The organism is Corallococcus exercitus, assembly GCF_042231735.1.
GTDB classification, from domain to species: domain Bacteria; phylum Myxococcota; class Myxococcia; order Myxococcales; family Myxococcaceae; genus Corallococcus; species Corallococcus exercitus_B.
The window spans coordinates 3,378,030-3,393,776 of record NZ_CP102577.1 but is presented as its reverse complement, the minus strand read 5'-3'; the positions used below and the strand labels follow the sequence as shown (position 1 = coordinate 3,393,776).

At 71.4% G+C, this 15,747-nt stretch carries 12 protein-coding genes; 6 read left to right on the top strand and 6 right to left on the bottom strand.

Features of this window, described 5'->3' with window-relative positions; translation table 11 throughout:
- Window positions 1–10 precede the first annotated feature (10 nt).
- From NR792_RS12970 to NR792_RS12960, 3 genes are all read left to right on the top strand, one after another.
- Window positions 11–460, top strand: coding sequence for a hypothetical protein (locus NR792_RS12970; protein ID WP_375760361.1), 450 nt, complete (start codon window positions 11–13; stop codon window positions 458–460).
- A 335-nt stretch (window positions 461–795) separates the two neighbouring features.
- Complete coding sequence (locus NR792_RS12965) at window positions 796–2,694, top strand: M4 family metallopeptidase (protein ID WP_375760360.1); 1,899 nt, start codon at window positions 796–798, stop codon at window positions 2,692–2,694.
- 164 nt (window positions 2,695–2,858) lie between these two features.
- Window positions 2,859–3,773 carry a patatin-like phospholipase family protein gene (locus NR792_RS12960; protein ID WP_375760359.1) on the top strand — a complete coding sequence of 305 codons (915 nt, stop codon included), beginning with the start codon at window positions 2,859–2,861 and terminating at the stop codon, window positions 3,771–3,773.
- A gap of 19 nt (window positions 3,774–3,792) precedes the next feature.
- On the opposite strand, the gene NR792_RS12955 is transcribed toward NR792_RS12960, so the two are convergent.
- The gene (locus NR792_RS12955) at window positions 3,793–4,587 is read right to left on the bottom strand and encodes an NRDE family protein (protein WP_375760358.1); all 795 of its coding nucleotides are present in this window, start codon (window positions 4,585–4,587) and stop codon (window positions 3,793–3,795) included.
- A 110-nt stretch (window positions 4,588–4,697) separates the two neighbouring features.
- On the opposite strand from NR792_RS12955, the gene metG reads away from it, so the two are divergent.
- The 3 genes from metG to NR792_RS12940 all read left to right on the top strand — a co-directional run bounded on the left by metG (window position 4,698) and on the right by NR792_RS12940 (window position 8,654).
- Complete coding sequence (gene metG, locus NR792_RS12950) at window positions 4,698–6,827, top strand: methionine--tRNA ligase (protein WP_375760357.1); 2,130 nt, start codon at window positions 4,698–4,700, stop codon at window positions 6,825–6,827.
- 79 nt (window positions 6,828–6,906) lie between these two features.
- Window positions 6,907–7,881, top strand: coding sequence for a HEAT repeat domain-containing protein (locus tag NR792_RS12945; RefSeq protein WP_375760356.1), 975 nt, complete (start codon window positions 6,907–6,909; stop codon window positions 7,879–7,881).
- A complete protein-coding gene (locus NR792_RS12940) occupies window positions 7,878–8,654 on the top strand; it encodes a TatD family hydrolase (RefSeq protein WP_375760355.1) in 777 nt (258 codons plus the stop codon). Before NR792_RS12945 ends, NR792_RS12940 begins: the two co-directional genes overlap by 4 nt.
- Here NR792_RS12940 and NR792_RS12935 read toward each other — a convergent pair.
- From NR792_RS12935 to NR792_RS12915, 5 genes are all read right to left on the bottom strand, one after another.
- Window positions 8,641–10,605, bottom strand: coding sequence for an HD domain-containing phosphohydrolase (locus tag NR792_RS12935; protein ID WP_375760354.1), 1,965 nt, complete (start codon window positions 10,603–10,605; stop codon window positions 8,641–8,643). The two genes, NR792_RS12940 and NR792_RS12935, sit on opposite strands and share 14 nt — an antisense overlap.
- 5 nt (window positions 10,606–10,610) lie before the next feature.
- Complete coding sequence (locus tag NR792_RS12930; protein WP_375760353.1) at window positions 10,611–12,110, bottom strand: HD domain-containing protein; 1,500 nt, start codon at window positions 12,108–12,110, stop codon at window positions 10,611–10,613.
- A 54-nt stretch (window positions 12,111–12,164) separates the two neighbouring features.
- A complete protein-coding gene (locus tag NR792_RS12925; RefSeq protein WP_375761611.1) occupies window positions 12,165–13,304 on the bottom strand; it encodes a class I SAM-dependent rRNA methyltransferase in 1,140 nt (379 codons plus the stop codon).
- A gap of 127 nt (window positions 13,305–13,431) precedes the next feature.
- Window positions 13,432–13,806, bottom strand: coding sequence for a hypothetical protein (locus tag NR792_RS12920; RefSeq protein WP_375760352.1), 375 nt, complete (start codon window positions 13,804–13,806; stop codon window positions 13,432–13,434).
- 46 nt (window positions 13,807–13,852) lie between these two features.
- Window positions 13,853–15,448 carry an NAD(P)/FAD-dependent oxidoreductase gene (locus tag NR792_RS12915; protein ID WP_375760351.1) on the bottom strand — a complete coding sequence of 532 codons (1,596 nt, stop codon included), beginning with the start codon at window positions 15,446–15,448 and terminating at the stop codon, window positions 13,853–13,855.
- Between the last annotated feature and the right edge of the window lie 299 nt (window positions 15,449–15,747).

The window sequence follows — 15,747 nt, the reverse complement described above, 5'->3', positions numbered from 1 at the left end:
AGGAGCCGCCATGGCGGACAAGCGACGCTTCGACCTCTTCGCGGACCTGCTCGTCACGCGCTTTCCCCAGGCCCAGCGCGTCTATGACGTCGCCGGCGGCATGGGGAAGCTGAACGAGTCCCTCACCCAGCGCGGGCGCACCGTCACCACCTTCGACCTGCGCCACAAGCACCTGCCCGTGAAGTACGCCCAGCGGCCCTTCACGCTGGAGGAGCCGTGCGAGGCGGAGCTCGTCGTGGGCATGCACCCGGACGGCGCCACGCGGATCATCATCGAGTACGCCGCGCGCCACGGGCTGGGCTTCGCCGTCGTTCCCTGCTGCTCCGACAACGGGATGCCCTACAAGCCGTGGATGCGGCACCTGGCCGACGTGGCCCGTGACGCCGGCTTCGCCACGGTGGAGGAGGCGGAGCTCCCCATGGAAGGCCGCGCGCGGGTGCTGCTGGGCGTGTGGCGCTGACGCACGGCGCGCGAATTCGCGGTCTTGGTTTGCTCTCCAAGAAAAAGCCGTCAGCCGTGGATTGCCCGAATAGAGGACACACCCGGTGTGCGCTGTCACGGTTCAGGACAGGGGCCCGTGTGCGCCGAAATCCCCAGTGAGAACGGGCGGTTGCGGAACTCACGTAACGTTTGCTTCCACATTACAGAAGATGAACTGGGCGCTGATGTGCCAGCCGCTTTTCAATGCCTTCCCGTACTGCGAGGCATTTCGCGGACTTAATGAGTTGGCCTGAAGAATGCTGAAAGGAGCGCTGCCCGGCGACCACCCCCTTGCGCCGGGCAGGAGGCCGTACCTTGGTTCGCACTCGTTTCGTTTCAGCCCTGCTTGCCTTCCCCCTCGTCGCTTGCGGCGTCGGTGAGATGGACTCCAACACGCAGGACGGGCAGCAGAAGCCGGATGAAGTCGCCGAAGTGCAGAACGCCCTGAGCGTGATTCCGGGCGCCCAGATCGTCGGCACCAACGACGATGGGACGCCGCACACCATCCAGGGCCGCCTGGGCCAGGCGGACCGCCCGCTGACGGGCTTCGCCGCCGCGGACGTGCACACGTCCATCGCCGGGTCGCTGCCCTCCATCGCGTCGCTGTTCCGCCTGAACGCGTCCGACCTGCAGGTTCGCAAGATCACCGTGGACGAGAAGGGCACCTCGCACATCCGCTACGCGCAGACGCTGAACGGTCTGCCGGTGGTGGGCGAGGAGCTGGTGGTGCACGTGGACCGCTCCGGCGCCATCTTCGGCGCGAACGGCTCCGCTCGCTCCGGTGGTGCCGTGTCCGCGCGTCCGCTGGTCGCCGCGGAGGCCGCCGAGACGATGGCGCTGCGCGACACGCAGGGCACGGGCCTGGCCGCGAGCGGTGCGCGCCTGGTGTACGTGAAGACCGAGCAGGACGGCCGCCTGCGCCTCGCGTACGAGGTGAAGGTCACGGGCGAGAGCAGCCTGATGCCGCTGCGCGACCGCGTCTACGTGGACGCGCTCAACGGCGCCACGCTGCTGCGCGTGCCGGAGATCCACACGGCGCTCAACCGCAAGGTGTACAGCGCGAACAACGGCACCAGCACCCCGGGCACGCTCAAGCGCAGCGAGGGCCAGGCGGCCACCGGTGACTCGCACGTCGACGTCAACTACGACATGCTGGGCTACACCTACGACTGCTACAAGGTGCTGTTCAACCGCGACTCGCTGAACAACGCGGGCGCGGCGCTCATCAGCACGGTGCACTACAGCCGCAACTACGTGAACGCCTACTGGGACGGCACCCAGATGGTGTACGGCGACGGCGACGGCGTGAACTCCATCGAGCTGGGCAAGGACGCGGACGTCACCGTCCACGAGCTGACCCACGCGGTGACGGAGTACGAGTCCAACCTCACGTACTCCGGCCAGTCCGGCGGCCTCAACGAGGCGATGTCCGACACCTTCGGCGCCGTCTGCGAGAGCCGCGTCAACGGCTGGAGCACGGCGGCGGCCATCTGGATGGTGGGCGAGGACGTCTGGACGCCGGGCACGGCGAACGACGCCTTGCGCTACATGGACGACCCGGCGAAGGACGGCGTGTCCAAGGACTGGGCGGCCAACGTGACGTCCAGCACGGACGTGCACTACAGCTCCGGCGTGCCCAACCTGGCGTTCGCGCTGCTCTCCAAGGGTGGCCTGCACCCGCGCGGCCGCAGCACCATCAACGTGCCGGCCATCGGCGTCGAGAAGGCCGCCCGCATCTGGTACTACGCCAACACCAACCTCTTCACGGCGAGCACCACGTTCGCGCAGGCGAAGACGTGGACCGTCCAGGCCGCCGCGGCGCTGGGCTATGACGCCGCCACGCAGGCTGCCGTGACGGCCGCCTGGGAAGCGGTGGGCGTGGGTGGCACGACCCAGCCGACCACCTGCATCGCGCTGACCAACGGCGTCGCGAAGACGGGCCTGTCCGGCGCGGCCAGCTCCAACACGATGTACTGCATCGACCTGCCGGCCGCGAAGGCGTCCAGCTACGTGCTGAGCGGCGGCACGGGCGACGCGGACATGTACATCAAGTTCGGCTCCGCCCCGACGACGACCTCGTACGACTGCCGTCCGTACCTGTCTGGCAACAACGAGACGTGCAACGCGGCGGCGAAGACCGCGGCGGGCAAGATGTACATCATGCTGCGCGGCTACTCGTCGTACAGCGGCACGTCCCTCAAGGCCACGTACTAGTCCCTCGCACCGGTCCGGCGTGAGTCCACGCCGGGCCTCGTGAAGGTCACCTTCCGCCTCCGGGGCTCCTGTCCCGGGGGCGGTCGTGTTTTTTGGCGGGCTTCCCTTGGGAGCCAGGCGGCCGAGCGGCCCGCTCGAGGCCCTCCGCGCTGGAACGGGGTAGGGTGCCCCCGACTTCGCGCACGGGAGGATGCATGGGGCGGCTGGGGCTGGTGTTGCTGGTGGTGGTGGCTTCGGGGGCGCTGTCGTGCCACCGGAGCACGCGCGCTTCGCGCACCTGCGTGGTGCTGTCGGTGGGCGGCACCAAGGGGCTCGCGCACGTGGGCGCGCTGGACGCGCTGGTCGCCCGGGGCGTCCCCATTGACTGCGTGGTGGGCAACAGCATGGGCGCGGTGGTGGGCGGGCTCTATGCCTCCGCGCCCGGGAACAACCTGCGCCAGCGCTACCGGGCCTTCTTCGCGGCCTATGAAGACGAGACGCGCCGGACGGCCACGGCGCGCGGCGCGGTGGGCGCGGCCGTGGGCCTGCTGGCGGTGCTGATGTCGGGCGGCGCGCTGGGGCCGGCCGTGGCGGCGGGAGCGCTGGGCGCGGCGGGCGGCGCGGCCTCGGTGCCCCGCTTGAGCCACGAGCGCTTCACCCACGTGCTGGAGCGCTTCTACGCGGGGGCGCGCGTGGAGGAGCTGCCCGTGCCCTTCGCCACCTTCCACCAGGCGCCCTGGAATGGCGGCATCCGGCGGGTCACCGTGACGCGCGGCCCGCTGTCGGAGGCCGTCGCCGCGAGCGCCGCCAACCCGCTCCTGTTCGAGGACGCGACGCTGGAGCGCATCGACCCGGGCGCGGACCGCGTGTCCGCCACGCCCGTCCATGACGCGTGTCAGCTGTTCCCGGGCGCGCGGCTCATCGCCATCAACGTCACGGGCGAGCCGGCCTTCTACCGCTCCGACCTGGGCTGCGACGTGCGGGAGGTCCGCGTGGACGTGGCCATGCCCCCGCCAGAGGCCTTCACCGGCCGGGGCCCCGCCTTCGAGGCCACCTACGACGCGGGCCACGACGCGGTGATGCGGGCGCGGCTGGACTGAGAAAGAGCCGCGGGGCGCTTCAGGGCGCGCGGAGCAGGCCCGTCACGTCCCGCCAGCCGCCCTGACAGGGCGCGATGTCCGTGGCCAGGTAGTGCCCCACGTGGCCGGGCCCGAGCGCGACGATGGCGGACGAGCGCGTCCCGTAGCCTTCCGTGTGGATGCACAGCGCCTGGAGCTGCTGGAGGAAGTCCGCGGGCAGGTCGTTCTCCGCGAGCGCTCCCGTCGCGGCCTCCCGGGGCGGCAGGGCGTGGTCCGCCAGGGCCGCCTGGAGCCCCGTCACCAGCTCCGGCCACGGGCGCTTCGCCACGCCTTCGGCCAGCGCGTGCGCCCGCCGCACCTTGGGCAGCGCCAGGTTGTCCAGGCTGTCGTTGGGGAGCACGTGCACGCCGGCCGGGACGTCCTCGTGCAGCAGGTGGGCGTGGCCCGGCCGCGCGTAGGCCACCCGCAGGGTGCGGGCGTCCCCGTAGAGCAGGTTGAAGGGGAGGAACTCCGGGGCGGGCAGGGTGCCGAGGTAGCGCTCGATGGCCTCCACCGAGCCCGCCTGGAGGGCTCGCAAGACGACCTCGCCCCGGGAGCGGGGGGCCAGGCCCAGGCTCCGCGCGCCGCGCTGGTTCGTCAGGGCGACGACGACTCCCTCGTGGGTGACCCCCATCCACGTTCCGCCGCGCTCCACGTCCTGGCCGCCCACCACGCGTGGGGACTCGGAGAGGACCTTCGGCCCGTGGGCGGGGCGCGCGAGGAGCTCATCCCGGTTGGCGGCGAGGACCAGCGGCCACTCGGGGTGGACATTCCGGAGGATGAGCACGGTGCACATGGCGTCCGGTCGATAACATCCACCTTCGTGCCATGCACCTGTCGGCGTGCATGTTGGCGATGACCTCGTATCCCCGAGCGGCTATGGTCCGCCGCCCTCAGGAGAGTCCCATGGCGGAGAGAACCCTCGTCACCAGCGCCCTTCCGTACGCGAACGGCGCCGTCCACCTCGGCCACGCCGTCGAGTACATCCAGACGGACATCTACGTCCGCTTCCTGCGCTCGTGCGGCCAGGACGTCGTCTATTTCTGCGCGGACGACACCCACGGCACGCCCATTGAAATCAACGCCGCGAAGCAGGGCATCCCGCCGGAGCAGTTCGTCGCGCGCTTCCACGACGAGCACCAGCGCGACTTCCGCGACTTCGACATCCGCTTCGACTACTTCCACTCCACCAACTCGCCGGAGAACCGCCACTACGCGGAGCTCATCTACGGGCGCTTGAAGGACGCGGGCGACATCGACCGCCGCGACATCGAGCAGACGTACTGCGAGAAGGACAAGCGCTTCCTGCCGGACCGCTTCATCCGGGGCACCTGTCCCAACTGCAGGTCGACGGATCAGTACGGCGACGCGTGCGAGAAGTGCGGCAAGACGTACAACCCCACGGACCTCATCGACCCGCGCTGCGCGCTGTGTGGCACGCCGCCGGTGCGCCGCAACTCCGTGCACCTGTTCTTCAAGCTGTCGCGCCACGCGGACTTCCTGCAGGAGGTGCTCAAGCGCCCCGGCTTCATCCACCCGGGCCTGGCCACCCAGCTCCAGGGCTTCTTCGAGAAGGGCCTGGCGGACTGGGACATCAGCCGCGACGGGCCGTACTTCGGCTTCGCGATCCCCGGTGAGACGGACAAGTTCTTCTACGTCTGGCTGGACGCGCCCATCGGGTACATCGCCACGACGGAGAAGTGGGCGAAGGAGTCCGGCCGCGTCCCGGACGCGCTCGCGTACTGGGGCAAGGACGCGCCCACGCGCATCGTCCACTTCATCGGCAAGGACATCGTCTACTTCCACGCGCTGTTCTGGCCCGCGGTGCTGAAGGTCGCGGGGTTCCACATCCCCAATGAGATCAAGGTGCACGGGCACCTGACGGTGAACGGGGAGAAGATGAGCAAGAGCCGCGGCACCATGGTGGCCGCGCGGGACTACCTGGACCTCCTGGACCCCAGCTACCTGCGCTACTTCTACGCGGCCAACCTGGGCGCGGGCGTGGAGGACCTGGACCTCAACCTCAAGGACTTCCGCCTGCGGGTGAACGGCGAGCTCGTCAACAACGTGGGCAACCTGGCCAACCGCGCGCTGTCGCTCCTGGCCGGGCCGCTGGAGAAGAAGCTCGCGCCGGGCCGCGCGGAAGGGGCGGGGCGCAAGCTGGTGGAGGACGCGCTGGCGCGCGTGCCGGAGGTGCGCGAGGCGTTCGAGAAGCTGGAGTACCGCCACGCCATCAAGGTGATTACCGAGATTGCCTCCACCGCGAACGCGTTCCTGCAGACGGCCGCGCCGTGGGCGCTGGTGAAGAAGGACGCGGAGGCCGCGCGGGCGGACCTGTCGGACGCGGCGGACGTGGCGTACCTGGTGGGCGCGCTGCTGGCGCCGGTGACGCCGCGCGTGTCGGAGAAGCTGTTCACGCAGCTGGGGGCGGAGCCGCTGACGTTCCAGGCGCTCGCCACCGCGAAGTACCCGCTGCTGGATCGCACCCGTCCGCTGGGCACGCCGGAGCCGCTGCTGCCCCGGCTGGAGGAGGAGCGCGTCAACGCCATCATCAAGGTCCCCGCGGGGACGCCGGCCGCCGAGCCCGCGAAGGCCGGTGGCAAGGACAAGAAGACGGAGAAGAAGCCCGTGGAAGCGAAGAGTCCGGAAGGCCAGCCCACCACGCAGGCGTCCCCTGGAGCGGGGGCGGCGGAGGGCGCGCCCGCGGCCGACATCGAGTACGCGGACTTCGCCAAGGTGGTGCTGAAGGCGGGGCGCATCGTGGCCGCGGAGAAGGTGAAGAACGCGGACAAGCTGCTCAAGCTGGACGTGGACCTGGGCGAGGGCACGCCGCGCACCATCGTGTCCGGCATCGCGGAGGCGTACCCGGCTCCGGAGGCGCTGGCGGGCCGGCGCGTGGTGGTGGTGGCGAACCTCAAGCCCCGCAAGCTCAAGGGTATCGAGTCGCGCGGCATGCTCCTGACGGCGGGCTCGGGCGGCAAGGACCTGTCCCTGCTGGAGCCGGGCGACGTGCCGCCCGGCGCCGACGTGAAGTAGCGCCAGGGAACGCCCTGGCGGTGGCATCAAGGACACGCCGGGTGGCACTTCCGCCACCTGGCGAGCGAGGTGACGAGACGTGGCGGACTGGCGTGCCGAGCGGGACCGCGCCCTGTTGACCCTGGAGCGTGAGAAGCGTCCGGCGAGCCGGGCGGAGGCGGCGGACCTGCTGTTCCACCTGGCCTCCGAGGAGCCCACGCACGCCGACGCGTTCGCGGAGGTGCTCGTGCGCCTGCTCGCGGATGCGCAGCCGGAGGTGCGCCGCTCGGGCGTGAGCCTCGCGTCCGTCATCCTGCCGCCGGAGCAGCTCCCGGACATGCTCCTGCCCCGGCTGCGCGACGAGGACACCCGCGTGCGCCTGGAGGCCACCGGGCGGCTCGCGGACCTGGCGCTGCCGCACGCGCGCGGAGCCCTGGCCGGCATGCTGGAGGACCCGACCCCGGAGGTCCGCTTCGAGGCCGCGCGCGGCATCGCCTCCCTCAAGCACCCCGCGGGCCTGGACGTGCTTGTGGCCGCGCTGGACGTGGACACGCTGCGCTTCCGGGCGCTGGGCGCGCTGGCGGAGCTGGAGGACGCGCGGGCGCTGCCGGCGGTGAAGCGCCTCTTCGGCAAGTGGCTGCTGCCCGCGTTCGACAAGACGCAGGCCGCGGGCGTGCTGCTGAAGCTGGGGGACCCGGAGGGCGCGGACTGGCTGATGCAGCGCACGCGCAAGAAGTGGAGCGCGGACCGGGCGTTGGCGGTGGAGCTGTGCGGCGAGCTGAAGGTCCCCGGCGCGCTGGAGCGGCTGAAGGACATCCTCGCGGACACGAAGGACCCGTGCCGGGGGGCCGCCGCGCGCGGGCTGGGCCGGCTGGGGGATGCCCGGGCGCTGCCCTGGCTGCTCGCCGTGCTGGAGGACCGGAGCGCGCCGGAGGACGACCGGCTGGACGCGGCGGATGGCCTCTGGCGCCTGGGCGTGGCGGAGGGACTGGAGCGCGTGCGCGCCGCCGTGTCCACCTTCGCCTCGGAAGAGGCGCGGACGGAGCTGGAAGACTTGTTTCGGGAGAACCCATGAAGCTGGTTGATGCGCACTGCCACCTGGAGCCGAAGGACTACGCGGACGTGGCGCCGGTGCTGGAGCGCGCCCGCGCCGCGGGCATCGTGCACGCGGTGCTGGTGGGCCAGTTCCACGGCCCCGGTGACTGGGGCCACGCGCTGGAGGTCGCCGCCCGGCACCCGGACTTCCTGTCGCCCACGCTGGGCATCCACCCGCACGAGGCCGCCCGCGCCACCGAAGCCGACTTCGAGATGCTGGAGCGCACCTGCGCCCGCCCGGAGCTGCGCGCCGTGGGCGAGGCCGGGCTGGACTACTACTACGACCACTCGCCGCGCGAGGTGCAGGCCACCGTCTTCCGGCGCCAGTGCGCGCTCGCGAAGCGCCTGTCCAAGCCGCTGGTGGTGCACGTGCGCGACGCGCATGAGGACTGCGAGGCGGCCCTGGCGGCGGAGGACGTCACGAACGGCGTCATCCACTGCTTCACCGGCGACACGGCCGCGGCCCGCAAGTACCTGGACCGGGGCTTCTACATCTCGCTGTCGGGCGTGGTGACGTACAAGAAGACGGAGGCCCTCCAGGACGCGGTGCGCTTCGCGCCGCTGGAGCGCCTGATGGTGGAGACGGACAGCCCCTTCCTCGCGCCGGTGCCCCACCGCGGCCGCAAGAACGAGCCCGCGCACGTGCTGGAGACGGCGAAGAAGGTGGCGGAGCTGAAGGGCGTCTCGCTGGAGGAGGTGGCCCGCGTCACCACGGCGAACGCGGCCCGCCTCTTCAACCTCACCCTGGGCTGAGCGCGTTGGCCAGGGCCTCCAGGTCCTGATCCAACTGCGGCATGTCCAGGAGCAGCGCGTCCGGGTCGTAGACGAAGTCCGCCTGCTTCATCTTCAGCAGGGCCTGCAGCGCGGGCTCTCCCGCGTGGCCGCCGAACGCCGCGTGCACCACGCGCCCGCGCTCCAGGTGCAGCGAGCCCTCCAGCGTGTGGTGCCGCAGCTGGAGCTTCCCGCTCTTCTTGCCGCCGCCCAGCGTGCGCAACAGCTCCCTCGGGGGCAGCTCGTCGAAGCTGCCGCGCACCACCCGGCCCGGGCCGTTGTGCTGCACCCGGTCCTGGAAGAGGGAGAGCACCGTGCGGGCGACCTCCGCCTTGTCGCTGGGAGACAGCACCGCCGTCGCGCCCGCCATGAGCAGCCGCTCGCGCGCCTGGGCATCCGGCTCGCCCACCACGGCGATGGGCAGGCCCGCGCTCTCCGGCGTGGAGCGCACGGCCTCCAGCAGGTCCATCACCTCCTGCTGGCCCAGCCGCAGGCTCACCACCAGCACGTCGCAGTCCTGCCGCGCCAGGCCGTCCAGCGCGCCGTCCAGCGTGGACAGCGCGTGCGCCACCAGCTCCTGCTTGAGCACGGCCTCCAGCAGCTCGCCGCGCGTGGCCTCGTCCGGCTCCGCGATGAGCACCTGCCGGCCCTCGCTGGCCAGCCGGTGCACCAGCAGCGCACCGCTCTGGAGCTGGCCGACGATGTCCGCCACCACCGGGTCGTAGAGCACGCCCGCGTTCTGCTTGAGGTGCTCCAGCGCCTGCTGCTTGGGGAAGACGCGGCCAAACGCGTTGCCCGGGTTCTTGGTCAGCTCCAGGAAGCTGTCCACCGCCGCCAGGATGCGCGCGCCCAGGGTGATGTCCTCGCCCTTGGCGCCCTGGGGCGTCCCGGAGCCGTCCCAGGCCTCGTACAGCTGCGCGAGGATGGTGTTCACCTGCGCGGGCAGGTGCACCGTCTCGAAGAGCTTCGTGGGCGCGCGGCAGCACGCCTTCGCCTGGGCCTTCCACTCCGGGTTGGCCGCGTTGCTGGCCAGCGAGTAGTGCCGCTCCGGCGGCTTGCCCAGGTCGTGCAGGTACGCGGCGATGGACAGCGCCGCCAGCTCCTTGTGGGGCATGCCCATGCGCTGGCCGACGATGCCCGCCTGCCGCGCCAGCTGCGCGGAGTGTCCCCGGTGCCGGGGCCGGTCCTGCTCCAGCAGGCCCACCATCAGGCTCAGCGTCTCCACGTAGTCCGTGTCGCTGATGAGCCCGCGCGGGCCGCCCGGCTCGCGCCGCTGCGTGGAGATGCGCGCCACGTTGGTGCCGCTGCCGGCGCGCTGCAGCCGCATCCGCGCGTCCGTCTCCAGCCGCATGCTCAGGCTGGGGCTCCTGCCGGTGGAGGTGCCGCCGCGGCCGGGCTCCGCGCCCACGTGCGTGTTGGAGGGCGTGTCCGGACGGCGGGGGCCGTTGGAGGCGCTGGGCCCCTCCAGCAGCGTGGTGAACGCCGTGGGGTCGCCGTAGTAGTGCTTGCGGATGGCCGCGGAGATGGCGCTGCGCAGGCCGATGTACGCGTAGACCTCCGACATGCCGGTGACGAGGGCGATCTCGTCGAGCAGCGACTTGTTCTGCGGCTCGGCGGCCACCACCGAGAGCAGCTTGCGCTCCGGGTCGATGGCCAGCGGGAGCACGTTCTGCGCCTCCGCCAGCCGCACCGGCAGCTTGTCCAGCACCTTCGTGTCGATGCGGGCCTTGGCCAGCTTGTCCGCGGTGACGAAGCGGGTCTGGAACTCATTGGCCAGGAGCCGCAGCAGCGCGGCCTCCTGGAGCAGGCCCAGCTCCACCAGACAGTCCCCCAGCTTGTGGCCGGTGATCTTCTGGTGCTCCAGCCCCTGCTCCACGGCCCCGGGTGTCACGAGGCCGGCCTCAATCAACCGCTCTCCCAGCCGCTTCGCCATGGACTTCAGCCCTCCGAGGAGCCACCACCCTCATCACCGGACTTCGCGGGCGCGGGCGGCGCCAGCGCGCTGAACGGCTTGAAGGTCAGCTCGCCGGGCAGGCTCTTGGGGTCGCGCGGAGGACGGTCCTCGCGCGGCGGACGCGGCGGGCGCTCCTCGCGGGGGCCACGCTCCTCGCGCGGCGGACGCTCGGCGCGGGGCTCGCGCGGAGGCCGCGGCGGACGCTCCGGACGGGCCTCCTGGGTGGCGGGGGCGGCGGTGCCCTCGCCGGCCTGGGCGGGAGCGCCCTTGTCGGCGCGCGCCTTGCGCTTCTCCTCGCGGTGCTTGCGGCGGCCACCCTCCACCGGAGCCCGGCCGCGGCCGGTGGGCACGAAGCCCTTCCAGAGCGAGCGGTCGTACGCGCGCAGGTGATCCGTCCAGCGCTCGTTCGGGTCGCGCTGCATGGCCTCCACCCACGAGGAGATGCGCGCGTCGAGCGAGCTGAGCGTGTCGACGATCTGCGCCTCCAGCGTCACCGGCACCTTCGCGCCGGGGGCGCCGGCCGGCCCCTGCTGGGAGATCGCCAGGTGCGTCAGGTGCTGCTCCAGGAGCGGCGGGAAGCCCGGGATGCCCAGGGTCTTCTCGCGGATCTTCTGCGCCGCCAGCACCGCGTGGCCCACCAGCCGGCCCTCGTCGGAGGTGTCGAAGCCCTTGTCGGACGCGCCGTCGCCGGCCTTCATCACGTCGTGCAGGAACGCGCCGGCCAGGAGCAGGTCGCGGTCCGCCATGGGGTAGTGGTCCGACACGCGCAGCGTCAGGCGCATCACCGACAGGACGTGCTCGGCCAGCCCGCCGCGCCACGCGTGGTGCACGCCCTTCGCCGCGGGCGCCACCGGCAGCGCCGTGGACACCTGCGCGTCGTCCAGGAGCGCCAGCAGCAGCTGCTTCACGAACGGGTCGTTGACGCGCTCGGTGATGAGCTCGCGGATCTGCCCCACCGCGCGCGGTCCACCGCCGCCCTCGTGGCGCTCGGGCTTGCCGTCGCCAGACTTCGCTTCGCCGGCCTTGGGCTCGTGGGACTTCGCCTCGGCCGCGGGCTTGCCGTCGCCGGCCTTGGACTCGGGGGACTTCGCCTCGGCGGGCGGGGCGGGGGGCGGCTCGAACTCCTTGGGGTCGAGCGGTTCCGGATCCAGCCGCTCCACGGCCTCCACGACGACCTGGGTGCGGCCGTGGAAGACGATGACGCTGCCCTGCACGAGGACGTAGTCACCGCTCTGGAAGACGGGTTCGAGCGCGTCCACCTTGTCGAACACGCGCGCGTCCACCGTGCCGCTCTTGTCGGCCAGGGACAGCGACAGGAACACCTTGCCGCTGCGCGCGTTCACCTTCTCCTTCTTGGTGACGCGGAAGACGGTGTTGACGCGATCCTTCTCGCGCAGGTCCGCCGCGTACACCTTGCGGACGGTCTCGACGGAAGCCTCCGGGGTGGAAGAGGTCGCGGCCTGGGACTCGTTTTCGGTTGTCATCGCGGCGCGGACACTAACACCGAGGAGGCCCGTCGAGGGCGAAACAACACGCGCTCAGCTCACCTCGAGCGCCACCGCCTCCAGGTACTCGGCCCCCGGGGAGCCGACCGGCGCCGGGTGGTCCGGCGGCAATCCCATCCGTACCAGCCGGAATGCGATGCGCGCCTCCTGCTCGCAGGCCGTGGCCACGCACTCGGTGAACGAACCCAACCCCAGCGGTGGGTGATAACCGACCACCAGCAGCCGCCCCCCATGTCGGGTGCGCCTCAGGCCCAGGCGCACCTGTTCGATGAAGTCGTCCTCGGACGCCACGCCCAGCGTGTCCAGCAGCACCAGGTCGAAGGTCTCTTTGAGGGCCCGGAGCACGGCCAGCGGCTCGCCCTGTTCCACCGTCACCCGGCCGAGCAGGCCGTTGGCCTCCGCGTTCTCGCGCGCCAGGTCCGCTGAGTCCGCGTTGCCGTCGAAGGCGAGAATCTGCTTCGCCCCGTGGCGCCCCGCGTGGACGAAGAGGCCGCCCACGTTGCACGCCACGTCCAGCACCCGGTCCCCGTTGCCGGTGCGTCCCAGGAAGCGGCGCAGCTCGCGGTGGTCGTACCCGTAGCCGGTGCCCTTGCCGTAGGTGAGGTCCACGGTGAAGCGCGCGCCCATCTCCAAGAGGCGGCACCAGCGCGGCGGCGTGCCGTACATCACGTGCGGGCGCTGCGCGGGCAGGCCCAGGGCCTTGCGCCGGGAGGTGTCGTTGCGCAGCAGCACGGAGGCCGCCCCCGTCACCTCTCCCAGCGTGCGGGTGATCTCCTCCTGCCGCGCGTCCATGGAGCGGGTGAGCGTCTGGACGACGAAGTGCTGATCATACCGGTCCACGATGAGGCCCGGCAGCCCGTCCCCGTCGTCGTTGACGATGCGGCAGAAGCGCGGGTCGTCCACCAGCCGGGCGCGCCGCTCGAAGGCATGGCGCACGTGGCGGGGGATGAGCCCCTCCACGGACTCGTCCGGCAGGCCCAGGCGGCGCACGGCGTAGGAGGCCTGGAGGTCCACGTCCCCCAGGCCCAGCAGCTGCCCGTCCTCGTCCTTGAGCTGCATGGGCGTGCCCGGCTGCGGTTCGCCCTCGATGGAGACGATGTCCTCGCGGCGCAGCCAGGGCGCGCCATGGCGAAGCTTGCGAGCGGCTTCTCGGGACAGGTAGGTGCTGAGCAAGGTGCGGTCCTCCTCCAGCGCGATGGAGGGCACCCCTTGGGGTGCCTTCCGCCAAACATGGGCCGTGTGGGGCCTGCTGGCGGCGAGGGCCGTGCCGCTGCCCTGGAGGGCAGGGGAGCGAGCGGCGCTAGAGGACGGGCGGTGGCCGCTTGTAGGCCTTGAAGGTCACCCGCGTGAGCATTCCGCTGACCACCAGGGCCAGCGCGATGCCCATGATGCGGATGTTCCAGTTCGTGCCCGTGAACAGCAGCACGAGCGCGAGCAGCCCCACCGCCACCGCGCCCACCACCGTGAGCGTCTGGGCGCGCTTGGACGTGCCTCCGGCCTGGGGCTTCTTCGCCCGGGCGAGCACCGGCAGCGAGGACGCCTTGCGCCACTTCTCCGCGCCGTCCTCGCGCACCTCGTCGTCGGCGTCCACCAGCCCCTGCACATAGGCGCGCTCGATGTCGCCCAGCGAGGGGAACATCAGCTCACCATCCGGGGTGCGCACGCGATACGCCATGGGTCCATCCCTCCCAGGCCACCCTCGCCCGGAAGGGCAGGGGACCTCAAGCCAGCTCGGTGGCAATCTGCTCAGCGGCGCGCAGTCCATCAATGGCGGAGGACACGATACCGCCCGCGTAGCCGCAGCCCTCGCCCACCGGGTACAGGCCGCGCATGGACACGGACTGCAGGTCGTCACCCCGGGTGATGCGCACCGGCGAGGACGTCCGGCTCTCGATGCCGATGAGCTTCCCCTCGTCGCTGATGAAGCCCTTCATCTTCCGGTCGAACGTGCGCAGCGCCGCCTTGATTGACTGCGTCAGCCGCTCCGGGAAGAGCTGGTTCAGGTCCGTGTGCGCCAGGCCCGGGCGGTAGCTGGTGTCCCCCGGGTCCTTCTTCACGCGGCCGGCCAGGTAGTCCGGAATCGTCTGCGCGGGCGCGAAGAAGCGGCCCCCGCCCAGCTTGTACGCCTCCGACTCCCAGTGGCGCTGGAACTCCAGGCCCGCCAGCGGCCCGTGGAAGCCCTCGCGCGCGAAGTCCGCCACGGACACCGACACGACGATGCCCGCGTTGGCGTACTTCGCGTTGCGCCGCGAGTTGCTCATGCCGTTGGTGCACTGCAGCCCCTCTTCGGTGGGCGTGGGCACCACGATGCCGCCGGGGCACATGCAGAACGAGTAGACGCCGCGCACCTCGCCGTCCACGTCCAGGTTCTCCGCCAGCTTGTAGTCCGCGGGCGGCAGCTTCGAGTGCTTCGCGGCGGAGCCGTACTGGATGCCGTTGATGAGCGACTGCGGGTGCTCCGCGCGGAAGCCCAGCGCGAAGGGCTTGGCCTCCACGCTCACGCGGCCGTCAGCGGCGAAGCGCTCGTACAGCTCGCGCGCGGAGTTGCCCGGCGCCAGGATGACGCGGTCGCTCTCCAGCGTGCGCCCGTCCGCCATCTTCACGCCGGCGATACGGCCGTCGCGGTAGAGCAGGTCGTCCACGCGCTGCTCGAAGTACACCTGGCAGCCGCCCGCGATGAGCTCCTCGCGCAGCTTCGCCACGGCGCCCGGCAACAGGTCGGAGCCGATGTGCGGCTTGCCCTCGATGAGGATGTGATCCGGCGCGCCGTACTTCGCGAAGGCTTCAATCACCTTGCGCACCATGGGGTGGTTGATGCGCGTGGACAGCTTGCCGTCCGTGTACGCGCCGGCGCCGCCCTCGCCGAAGTTCATGTTGCTCTCGCGGTCCAGCGACCCGTCGCGCATGAGCTTCGCCACGTCCTTGCGGCGCGTGACGACCTCCTTGCCGCGCTCCAGCAGGATGCTGCGCACGCCGCGCTCCAGCAGGCCCAGCGCGCAGAACAGCCCCGCGGGCCCCGTGCCGATGATGAGCGGCAGCTTCTCCGGCTCCTTCACGCGCGGCGGCAGCTCCGGCGGGGGCGGGGCCTCGCTCACGTCCGGGGGCAGGCGCGGCGCCTTGCGGCCCGGGGCCAGCTCCACCTCCAGCGTGTAGATGTAGCGCGGGCTGCCCTTCTTGCGCGCATCCAGCACCGAGCGCACCACCCGCACGGAGGCGAGGTCACTCCGGGTGACCCCCAGCTTCTCCGCGGCGCGCTGGCCGAGCAGCTCCTCCGGCTCGTCCAGCCACAGCCCGATGTTGTTCACCCGGTACGCCATTGTGTTCTGACTCCTCGATGGGGGCGCGTATGTGCTCCACCCCCCGGAGGGAATGCAAGCACTTGAAAAGACGGGATGGCCCTTTGGAGGGGGGCGGGGTGGGTGCGTACCCGCTGATGCACCCGGAACCGCGTTCCAGGCGGGGCGGACGTCCGGGTGCGTAACCCCCTTCGCACCTTCCACGTTCCGTGCCGTCAAGTTCCGGGCTTTAACCCCTGAGGACTGCTGAAGAATCCGTTTGGAAGAGAACGACTGGCACGGAGGTTGAAGACCGGACTCCCAAGCAGACGCGGCGCCTG